The organism is Streptomyces sp. NPDC087215, assembly GCF_044744885.1.
Taxonomy (GTDB): domain Bacteria; phylum Actinomycetota; class Actinomycetes; order Streptomycetales; family Streptomycetaceae; genus Streptomyces.
Genome location: NZ_JBIUZD010000030.1, coordinates 8,623 through 18,931 on the forward strand (window position 1 = coordinate 8,623; position 10,309 = coordinate 18,931).

A 10,309-nucleotide genomic window follows, 5' to 3' on the forward strand; every position below is an offset into this window, starting at 1 on the left:
CCCCGGCGGGGGGGGGGGGGGGGGGGGGGGGGGGGCGGGGGGGGGGGGGGGGGGGGGGGTGGGGGGCCCCCCGCCCCCCCCGGCCCGCCCGCCCCCCCCCCCCCCCCCCGGGCCCGTTCCCCGCCCCGCCCCGCCCCGGCACCGCCCCGGCCCGTTCCCCGCCCCGGCCGGAAAAAGCTCCAAGATTTTCAGATATCGGTAACCGAACGCTCATCGAATTCGAAGTCCCGGCGATGACCGAGGTGTGAGCGAATTCCGGAAACGGTTGAATGAACCGGCAGTACAGTCGGCGGAACCGGATGAATTCGCGGCAGAGGAGGCAGGATGGCCACGGTCGACATCGACGCCGGCACCGTACTGAAAGCGGTGCGGGAGAGCGTGCGGACCCTCCGTGACAACGGACGCGCGACCGAGGAACGGGGCTGGCTCGCACAGGAGAACATCGAACTGCTGGACCAGGCCGGGGTCTTCCGGTCCGCGGTGCCGCAGCGGTTCGGCGGGCTGGACCTGCCGCTCGCCGACCAGTTCGCGCTCGTCGCCGAGATCGCCCGGGGCTGCGGATCGACGGGCTGGGTGGCCAACGCCTGGATCTCCAGCGCCTGGATGATCTCGCAGTACCCCGACCGGGCCCAGGAAGAGATCTACGCGGCCAGCGGGGGGTCGCTGAAGGTCTCCGGCGGGTTCACCCCCACCGGCAGGGCCACCCGCACCGAGGACGGCTTCGTCCTCAACGGGAGCTGGCGCTTCAACACCGGTATCCGCGGCGCCGACTGGAACATCCTCGCCGCCCTCGTCGAGCGCACGGACGACGTGCACGAGGAGGTCTACGCGGTGGTCCGGGCGTCCGACATGGTCCTCACGGACGACTGGGACGTCTCCTCGGCAGCCGGTACCGGCAGCTGCACCTCGTCCGTGAAGGACCTGTTCGTCCCGGCGCACCGGGTCGTGGACGGCTTCGAGGTACTGGAGGGCGCGGTCGCCGGCCGGGCGCACGCCGAGGGCAGCGGCCGGGAGTACGGCCTCACCTCGTACGTGATGGCACTGTCCGCCGCGGCCTACCTCGGGATGGCACGGGCGGGGCTCGAACTGTTCCTCGGCCGGCTGCCGGGCAAGGGCATCGCCTACACCCACTGGGAGGAGCAGCGGACGCACCCGTACATCCAGTTCCAGGTGGCGGCGGCGGCGAACAAGATCTCGGCCGCCAAGGCACTGGCCGACAGCTGGACCCTGCGGATGCAGAGCGCCGCGGACGCGGGCGAGCGGATGTCCCTGGAGGAGCGGGTCGAGATCCGCAGCCAGATCACCTACGCGGTCCTGCTGTCGAAGGAAGCCGTCGACATCCTCCACTCGGTGAGCGGCGCCTCGGTGATCCAGCGCTCGCAGCCCTTCCAGCGGGTCCACCGGGACATCCAGGGACTCGCCCTGCACGGGCTCATGGCCCCGCTCGGCGGCTTCGAGGCCTACGGCAGGGTCCTGGTCGGACTGGACCCCGACACCGAGTTCTTCTAGGAACCCCGGGAACCACCGGGAGACACCAGAAACCCCGAGACACCAGAAACACCGGAGACACCGGAGCAGCGGGCAACCGCCCGGAGACCCGGCGAGACCCCGGCCGGACTCCCGAGGCCCGGCCGGGGCGGAACCACCTGAAGGACTGACACGGAACCGGCGGAGCCGGGCAGTACCCACGAGGGGCGGGGGGGGGGGGGCCCCCCCCCCCCCCCCCCCCCCCCCCCCCCCCCCCCCCCCCCCCCCCCCCCCCCCCCCCCCCCCCCCCCCCCCGGCGGGGGGCCCCCCCCCGGGGCCCCCGGCCCCCCCCCGGCGGGCCGGCGGGGGCCGGGGGGGGGGCCAACCCCCTTGCGCTCCCCCCCCGCGGGGGGGGGGGGGGGCCGCCCCCGGGGGGGGGGGGGGGGGGCCCCCCCCCCCCCCCCCGCCCCTCGCCCGTACCCCGACCCGACCCCGGGGCCCGTACCGGACCCGTACCCGTACCGGATTCGGGACAGCGACCGAGGGAACAGCGACCGCGACCCCGGCCACTGAGCGCACAGCGACCGCGGATTCCTGAGCCGCTGTCAGTCGCTGCGGAGAAAACCCAGGCCAGAGGGCGTAAGACCTGCAGAACAGCGACCGAAGCGACTCAACACCCCATCTATGACACACGCACACACGCACACGGCACACGGGAATGCCGTCATAGACCCGGATCCTGAGTCGCTACAGTCGCTGAAACAACGGGCACGGCTGCTCCGACCTGCACTTGTGTACCAGCGACCCAGAAGCGACCGGGCAGCGACCGGGCGGCGGCTGGAGCCTGCCGGAGTCGCTGGACCGCTGTTGTCCTCAGTCGCTGGGGCCGGTTGGGGCCCGCGGAGACCCGGCGGCCGGAGCGTCTTCGGCCGCCCGAGCCGCGTTTCCGGCCGCCGGGCTCCCGCCGCACCCCGCGCCTCCCGCCGCACCCCGCGCCTCCCGCCGCGCCCCGTGCTTTCCGCCAGCGCCCCGCGCCTTCCGCCGCACCCCGCGCCTCCCGCCAGCGCCCCGCGCCTTCCGGCAGTGAACCGTGTCTCCCGGCGGCGGCTCAGATCGCACCACGGTCCCCGGGGCCGGTGTTCAGGCCTCGGGCAGAGTGATGCCCAGCTCGCGCATCGCGGCGGACTCCGGACCGCCCTCGGAACGCTGGGTCTTGTATCCCTTGACGCCCGGCGCCACCGTGCGGGGGTCGACCGCCTCGGACGGCGCGCCGGACGCGTACAGCCCCGCGGGCTGCCCGTCCCGGTCGTGGGGGAGCAGCCAGAACACCCGGCGCACGAACGTCCCCGAGGCCCGCGAGGAACGGGCCTGCGGGCCCAGGAGCGCGTAGCCGACCATCCGGCCGGCCCGGTGGTACGCGGGTCTGCCCCGCCGGGTCGCCAGCCGGTCCAGGGTCTGGCGTACGTAGTCGAGCGGAGCGATGTCCTCCAGCCACACCAGTTCCGTCTCGGAGCTGAGCTGCTCGGGTTCGATGAGCGCGCTCATACTCTCCCGCCCCCTTCGGTGTCGAGTCCGATGCCCGGGTAGAACTTCCGCTGATTCGACAGGATCATCTGCCTGGGGGTGCTGATACCGATGGTCTCGCGTACACGGGCGGCGAAGGAGCGGGAGGAGACGGGGTTGGCCCCTTCCATCTGACACCACCCCGTGTAGCTGTTGTACAGCTGCCGCTGCTCGGCGCGCATCGCGGGGTGCAGCGTGCAGCACTCGCCGAGGAAACGCCCGGTGTGGTCCTCGGTCTCGGCGTACGCGGTCGTGGCCGTCCGGACCTGGTCGGGGCCCGTCAGATCGCGGGGGCCCTCCAGGTACCGGCCCGCCCCGCGGACCAGCCAGTGCATAATGCCCGGCCCCTCCTCGGTCACCAGGACGTCCGCGAGGTTGTCGATCTGCCGGTCCGTGGCCACGACCCGCTCGAAGGGGATCAGCGTCATACGGCGCCAGAAGGCGTACCCGCCGGTCCCGACCTCGGGACGGTGGTTGCCGAGCAGCCAGAGCTTGTGCGTCGGGGTGAAGCTGAAGAAGTCCTGCCGCATCCGGCGGGCCTTGATCCGGTCGCCGCCGGTCAGCAGCTTCACCCGGGCCTCGTCGAACCGGTCACCGGGCTTGAGCTCGGAACACACGATGATGCGGCGGCCGTGCAGCTCCGCCAGGTCGGTGGGATGCCCCTCGAAGGGGCGGGCCATCAAGAAGCCCGGGGGAGCGGCGTCGGCGTAGTCCCCCAGGAGCTTGACCATCACCTCCAGCAGGACGCTCTTGCCGTTCTTCCCCTGCCCGTACAGGAACGGCATGATCTGCGCGCCGACGTCGCCCGTGATGGAGTAGCCGAGCAGTTCGTGGAGGAAGCCGATCAGCTTGTGGCCGTCGTCGTCCTCGCCGAAGGTGTCGCTCAGGAACCGGTTCCACCGGGGCGTGCGCATCGCGCGGGGGGCCACGCTCGTGGCCCGCGAGTGGAAGTGCTCGTCCGGGTCGGGGACCGAGAGCCGGCCGGTCGCCAGGTCCACCACCCCGTTGGGGGTGCACAGGGCGTACGGGTCGGCGTCCAGGAGCGCGGCGTTGAGCACCATGCCGGGTGCGGCCTTCGCCTGCAGCAGCATGGCCCTCATACCGGAGGTGGAGAGCGCCCGGCGCTTGTGGCGGCGCAGGTCCGTCGTGCTGTGCCGGCCTGCCGGGTCGTTCTCGGCGAGGGACTCGGCCATCTCCCCGGCGGCCCAGACGACGGTGTCGTCCTCGTCCAGGGCCCAGCGGTACCCCGACCAGCGGTACCAGCCGATGCCCGGGACGTGCCGGAAGTCCCGCCCGTACAGGGCCACGAACAGCTTCGCGCTGCCCCGGTCGCTGAGACTGTCCGGGAGCAGGCCGTCCTCGGTCGCGTGGGGCGTCACCGCGGGAGGAGGCGCCTGCGGCGGTACGGCCCGCGCGGCCGAGAGCAGGATCTGCCGGGCCACCTCCGCCGGGTCGAACAGCCCGTCGTGGGACTCGGGTACGCGGGTCACGAGAAGTCTCCCGGCATCAGGGGACGCCGGCGGCCGGCACTCATCGCGCTGCGGATGATCCGCAGGGCCCGCCGCTGCTGGGTGGGGCGGGCGTGGAGCGCGGCGGCCAGCAGCGCGGACTCGGCGTCGGCGTCGGTCAGATGACCGGCGCTCACCAGCCCTCCCGCGGTGTAGGCGGCACGGTTGAGCCTGTCGCTGAAGGCGGCCCCCTCGGGGACGGAGGCGCAGGCGGACACCGCGGCCAGGACGGTGGCCAGGGTCCGGCCCGCGACGGCCCGGCCACCGCCCGCGGCGATGACCGCGGCGCGGGCCCGCCGCGGCACGGGGGACCCGGAGCGCTGGGGCGGCGGTGCGGGCAGGTGTCCCGTCCGGGCCAGCTCCAGGGCGAGCCAGCCGGGCAGCGGCGCGGGGCGGCGGACACCCCCGACCGCCGTGTACCGCCCGGCGTCGGTGACGGTGCCGGGGGCGATGATGTAGCCGCCGTGGGCGCGTACGTCGACCTGCCAGGCCAGTGCCCGCGACGGGCTCGATCCGGCCGAGCACTGCCACGCCTGCCCGGGCTCCGCCGCGTACCAGATGTGCATACCTCCTGACGGGGTGCGGACGCGCAGGGTGGAGCAGTCCTCGGCCGGATCGGGCCGGCCGCGTAGCGCGGCGAGCAGGGCGAGGCTGTGGAAACCGTGGCGCAGCCCGTCCAGGGACACCGCCGGGGGGATGGGGATGCCGGGCAGCAGCCGCTCCCGCTGCGGGCGCGGGGCGTCGTGGGCGTCCACGTCGATGACGACGAGACCGGCGCCGCCGCAGGCCACGCCCACGCCGGAGCCGGGCTGCTGCCCCCACCAGGCCCGGATCCTGGCGGCGTCGGTCGTGGCCGCGTGGAAGCCGTGGCACCAGCGTCCGGCCGGGATGCAGGGGCAGTCCTGGGGCGTGTGGGTACGGGCCTGGCACTCCCGGCAGTTCGCCCCGGGTGTCTTGCGGCGGGGCGCGAGGGGATGCACGGGCCATCCTCTCCGGGAGCACCACAGGGCGATCTCCACAGGAGACCCCGGGCGTGCGCCGCCCCGGCCGCTGTCGTCCCGGCCGCTGTCGCCGCGGCCTCTTGAGCCGCTGGACGGTGTCCCCAGGTCAGGGGGCATGAGGTGGTCCTCTCGGCGACCGGAGCGACTCGAAGCCGGAACATGCTCCGAGCAGGTCGGAGGAGGCGGGGGAAAAAATCCGGTGAGTGCCTGTGCGGGCAGGGGGCGCAAGGTGCCGGGCGAAACCGGTGGGGGGAAGACCGGGTTCGCCCGGCAGCCTCGGCGGTCCCGACACTCTCCGGCGGCGTTCCGCACGAACGGCGGCCGTGGGTCAGGACGTCAGTGGGGCCCGAGGACAGCGGACCGGGCGTCAGCGCTCAGGGGGCCGTGGCCCTTCCCGGCGCAGGCGCCTGTACCGGTGGCGCTGCCTGTGCCTGTGCCTGTGCCTGTGCCGGTGGCGCCTGTGCGGGTGGCGCTGCCTGTGCCGGTGGCGCGGCCTGCACGAGGGCCGCCGCCGGTGGCGGAGCTGCCGCCCGTGCCAGCGGTGCGAGGTCGGGGCGTTTGGGGCTCATGCCGTCCCCGGCCGACTGCCCGCGCAGACGACGCGCCACCCACGGAAGGAGATGAGCACGCAGCCAGCGCAGGTCCTGGAGCTGTCCGGCCCCCCACGGGCGGCACTCCGGCGCCCAGGCCGCGGCGGGCTCCGGCGGCCGGGGAAGACCGAGGACGTCGGCGGCCCGCCGGGCGACCTGCTCATGGCCCTCGGACGACAGATGCAGCCGGTCCTCGCTCCAGGCCCGCGGATGCTGGATGATCCGCAGCGACCACAGGTCGACCACCACGCAGCCGTGCCGGTCTGCGATCGCACGGACATGGGCCGTGTAGACCGCGATCTTCCCGCGCAGCCTGCGCAGGACCGGAGTGTCACGGGGGTCGAAGCCCGTGAAGACCAGGACCGTGCCCGCCGCGCCCGCCAGCTCGGCGACCGCCGCGTCCAGCCGGACGGCGATGTCGTCGGGGGAACTGCCGGGATGCAGGATGTCGTTGCCGCCCGCGCACAGGCTCACCAGGTCCGGTGCGAACTCCCGCACCCGGGGCACCTGCTCCTCGACTATCGCGTCGAGCATCTTGCCCCGCACGGCGAGGTTGGCGTACCGGAACTCCGGGCCCGGGGAGTGCCGGGCCAGCTGGGCGGCGAGCCGGTCGGCCCAGCCGACCACGTCGCCGCCGGGGGTCTCGTCCCCGACACCTTCGGTGAAACTGTCACCGAGCGCGGCGTAGGAACTGATGCCGGGGGCCGGGCCGCCACCGGGCACGGTGTCCGGACCGGAGCCGGGTACCGGGCGCGGACCGGAGCCGGTCAAGGGGTACGGGCCTGCGCCGGGCGCCGGGCGCGGGGCGATGCGCGGTGGGGTGTACGGACCGGCCGCGAGGGCCGCGTGCGGCCCCGCGGCGGGTGACGCGGACGGGCCGGGGACGGACCGGGCGGACGGCGGACGGGTTCCTTCCCTCATCTTCTGGCCCTCCCGCCTTTCGGCTCCGGCCGGTGCCCGAAGGCACCGGAGCAGTCACGGTGAGGCGGCACGGGCAGGGCAGTCAGGGCATGAGGCACCTGCTCCCGCGCCGTCTCGTGGCCCCAGCTTCGGACGGGGCGGGGCACCGGGCCAACGGAGAAGCGAAGAGAGTGTCAGTTTTCCGCACGGACGGTCTGTTTTCCCGGAGCGGGCAGCCGGGCAGGCGACCCTGCGGGCAGCCCGGCAGCCCGGCAGCCCGGCAGCCGGGCAGCCGGGCAGCCGGGCGGGTGGCCGTGTAGGGGTGGGCTCAGGGGCCGGGGCCGTCCCGGTTCCCGCCGTCAAGGGCGCAGGACGACCTTGCCCGTCGTACGCCGCTCCCGCAGATCACTATGGGCCGTGCGGGCCTCGGCGAGCGGATACTCGACACCCGTCACCGGCCGCAGCCGCCCCCCGAGCGTGAGCGCGATCAGCTCCTCCAAAGGCTCGCGCAACCCCCCCGGCCGGGCCAGGGCGGGCCGCAGCCAGAAGCCCACGACGGCCGCGTTCAGCCTGCTGAGCCTCGCCGGATCCAGCGGGGCGAACACACCACGGGACGCGTTCCCGTACGTCACCAGCCGCCCGAAGTCCGCCAGCGAGCCCAGCGCCCGGTCGAACAGCTCCCCGCCCGCCGCGTCCAGGATCACATCCGCCCGCGGGGTCAGCGGATACCGGACGACCCCGTCGGCACCCAGGTCCAGGGCCAGCCGCTCCTTCTGCGGCGTGGACGCCTCCGCCAGCACCCTGCCCGCACCGAACTCCCGGGCCAGCTGCACCGCGAGACTGCCCACCCCGCCCGCCGCCGAGTGCACGACGACGCTCTCGCCGGGCCGCAGCCGCGCCGCCGACCGCAGCAGGTGCCAGGCGGTGAGCCCCTGGGTCAGCAGGGCCAGGGCCCGGCCCGCCTCCAGCTCCTCGGGGATCACGACGAGAGCGGACTCCCGGGCGACCACCCGCTCCGCGTACCCGCGGGTGACCTTGGCCAGGACCCGGCGGCCGTCCCCCGTCCTGCCGACGACCTCACCACCGGGGACATGGGGCAGCAGATCGGGGGAGAGGTAGGACCCGTCCACCTGCAGGAGGTCGGCGAAGTTGACACCGGCCGCCTCCACGGTGACCAGGGTCTCGCCGGGCCCGGGGACCGGGACGGGCACATCGACGGGAGTGAGGACCTCGGGACCGCCGAAACGGTCGAACTGTATCGCCAGCATGATCAGGCACCGTACCGGCAGCCCCCACCCACGGGGCGCCGTTCCACCAGGTCCCGGGCCCGGACACACCGCTCACGCGGGATTCAAGAACGACTCGCCACTCTGGAGCCCGACAGGCCGAGGAACGAGGGGCGGAGATGACACAGCGGCTCACCGAGGAACGCCCGGCACCGGACGACACCGGCCACAGACACGACGACCCCGTCCCGGCCTGGTTCGTGAACACGGTGTTCGGAAGCCTGCCCCGCTCCGACCAGCGGCGCTGTGCCACCGCCTACCTGCGCGCGCTGCTCACCTCGCCCGGCCGCAAGACGGTCCGCGCGATGACGAACTGCGCCGCCGACCTCCAGGCCTTCCAGCAGTTCGTCAACCACAGCCCCTGGGACTGGCAGCCGTCCCGCCGGGCCCTCGGCCGCCTCGCGGCCCAGCGGATGAACCTGCGGGCCACCGTCCTCGAACTCGCCCTCGTCCCCAAGTACGGCGAACGGATCGTGGGCGTCCACCGGCGGCCCACCCCCACCGGCGGCTCCGTCAACTGCCAGGTCTCGCTCGGCCTGTTCCTCACCGAACGGGACCGCAGCCTGCCCGTCGACTGGCGGCTCTACCTCAACCGGGCCTGGGGCGAGGACGCGGAGCACCGGCAACGCGGCCGGGTCCCCGACGGGGTGCGCCGCCACTGCCTGGAGGAGCTCGCCTTCCAGCTCCTCGACGAGGCCCCGCGGACACGGCGCGGCGGGACACCGCCCGTGATCCTCGATCTGCGCGGCGCCGGGGACACCTGCCGGGCCGCCGCCGGACTCCTGGACCGGGGCGCGGACTTCCTGCTGTCGCTGGGAGAGACCGAGCGGCTGCGGGCCAACGTGCTCAAACCGCCGGTACGCGCACCCCTGGTGACACTCGCCTCCCCGGCCCGCCTCGATCTGCGGGGCTACGGCACGGGCCGCTTCCGGCTGCTCGCCGAGTGGTCCCCGGCGCGCGACCGCCCCCGCCGGGTGTGGCTGACGAACATGCTGGACGGCGCGTCGAACGACTTCCTCGCACTGCTGCGGCTCAGGGCCACGTCGGGCGAGGCGCTGACGGCGGTCACCGAGGACTACGGGATGGCGGACTTCACGGGCCGCTCGTTCCCCGGCTGGAACCACCACATGACCCTGGTGTCGGCGGCGTACGCGGTGGACACCCTGGAACTCGGCGAGGACGAACTGTCGTGAACCCCGCGCCGCCGGTGCCCGACCCGGCGACGCACGTTCCGTCCAGTGCAGCCCCGTTCCGCCCCGTTCCGCCCCGCGCCGCCGCGCGCCGCCGCGGTGCCCGGTCCGGCCGCAGGCCCGCGCACGGCGCGCACGGCGAGTGCGGCCGGACCGGGTGGGACGGCGTGCCGGCAGGGCCCGCTGCGGCGGACCCTGCCGGCACGAAACGGAAGCACCCCGCCCCGGCCCGCCCCGCCCCGGCCCGCCCCGCCCCGCCCCGGCCCGGTCACTGACGTCCGTCCGGGGCCCGCGCGGACGGCGTCGGCGCGCTGCTGAACGAGCCGCCCCGGTCCTCCGTCGGCACGAGCACCACGAGCACCACGGGTATCCCGAAGCACATGACCGGCTCGGTCTCCGGGCGGATGACGCCACTCTTCGCGGCCGGGCCGGGCCGGGCCGGGCCGGGCCGGGCCGGGATGGGATGGGCCGGGAGCGGGACGGGATGGGGGGGAAGACGGGGTGTGTGCGTGCTCGGGCAGCCCGGGAGCGGATCGCTCCGGCAGAGGCCGAAGTGCCACCGGCGCACCCGCCTCGACCGCGGCCCCCTTGCCTCGACCACGTGACCACGCGCGTCTCTCCCGCGGCCCGGACCTCGCACGGGAGAGGTCCGGGCCCCGGGCCTTTCCCGCGGCCCCGGGCCTCTCCCGGGCGCAGTGCCTCGCCCGTCTCAGTCCTTGATGTCGCAGATCGAGGCGCCCGAGGTGACCGACGCGCCGATCTCGGCGGTCAGGCCCTTCACGGTGCCGGAGCGGTGCGCGTTCA

At 74.7% G+C, this 10,309-nt stretch carries 6 protein-coding genes and 1 pseudogene; 2 read left to right on the top strand and 5 right to left on the bottom strand.

Annotation, left to right across the window (positions count from 1 at the left end; all coding sequences use genetic code 11):
* Window positions 1-324 precede the first annotated feature (324 nt).
* The gene (locus ACIO92_RS33940; RefSeq protein WP_366446366.1) at window positions 325-1,509 is read left to right on the top strand and encodes an acyl-CoA dehydrogenase family protein; all 1,185 of its coding nucleotides are present in this window, start codon (window positions 325-327) and stop codon (window positions 1,507-1,509) included.
* A gap of 1,098 nt (window positions 1,510-2,607) precedes the next feature.
* On the opposite strand, the gene ACIO92_RS33945 is transcribed toward ACIO92_RS33940, so the two are convergent.
* The 5 genes and pseudogenes from ACIO92_RS33945 to ACIO92_RS33965 all read right to left on the bottom strand — a co-directional run bounded on the left by ACIO92_RS33945 (window position 2,608) and on the right by ACIO92_RS33965 (window position 8,297).
* Window positions 2,608-3,012, bottom strand: coding sequence for a DUF6009 family protein (locus tag ACIO92_RS33945; RefSeq protein WP_366446365.1), 405 nt, complete (start codon window positions 3,010-3,012; stop codon window positions 2,608-2,610).
* Complete coding sequence (locus tag ACIO92_RS33950) at window positions 3,009-4,520, bottom strand: phage/plasmid primase, P4 family (protein ID WP_402061336.1); 1,512 nt, start codon at window positions 4,518-4,520, stop codon at window positions 3,009-3,011. Before ACIO92_RS33950 ends, ACIO92_RS33945 begins: the two co-directional genes overlap by 4 nt.
* Window positions 4,517-5,656, bottom strand: coding sequence for a bifunctional DNA primase/polymerase (locus tag ACIO92_RS33955; protein WP_402284387.1), 1,140 nt, complete (start codon window positions 5,654-5,656; stop codon window positions 4,517-4,519). Before ACIO92_RS33955 ends, ACIO92_RS33950 begins: the two co-directional genes overlap by 4 nt.
* A 419-nt stretch (window positions 5,657-6,075) precedes the next feature.
* Window positions 6,076-6,852: pseudogene (locus ACIO92_RS33960) on the bottom strand (SGNH/GDSL hydrolase family protein); the annotation flags it as partial.
* Between the two features lie 536 nt (window positions 6,853-7,388).
* Entirely contained in the window at window positions 7,389-8,297 is a 909-nt protein-coding gene (locus ACIO92_RS33965; RefSeq protein WP_366446363.1) for a zinc-binding dehydrogenase, read from the bottom strand.
* A 137-nt stretch (window positions 8,298-8,434) separates the two neighbouring features.
* Between ACIO92_RS33965 and ACIO92_RS33970 the strand changes: the two genes are divergently transcribed.
* Window positions 8,435-9,508 carry a transposase gene (locus ACIO92_RS33970; RefSeq protein WP_366446362.1) on the top strand — a complete coding sequence of 358 codons (1,074 nt, stop codon included), beginning with the start codon at window positions 8,435-8,437 and terminating at the stop codon, window positions 9,506-9,508.
* Window positions 9,509-10,309 lie beyond the last annotated feature (801 nt).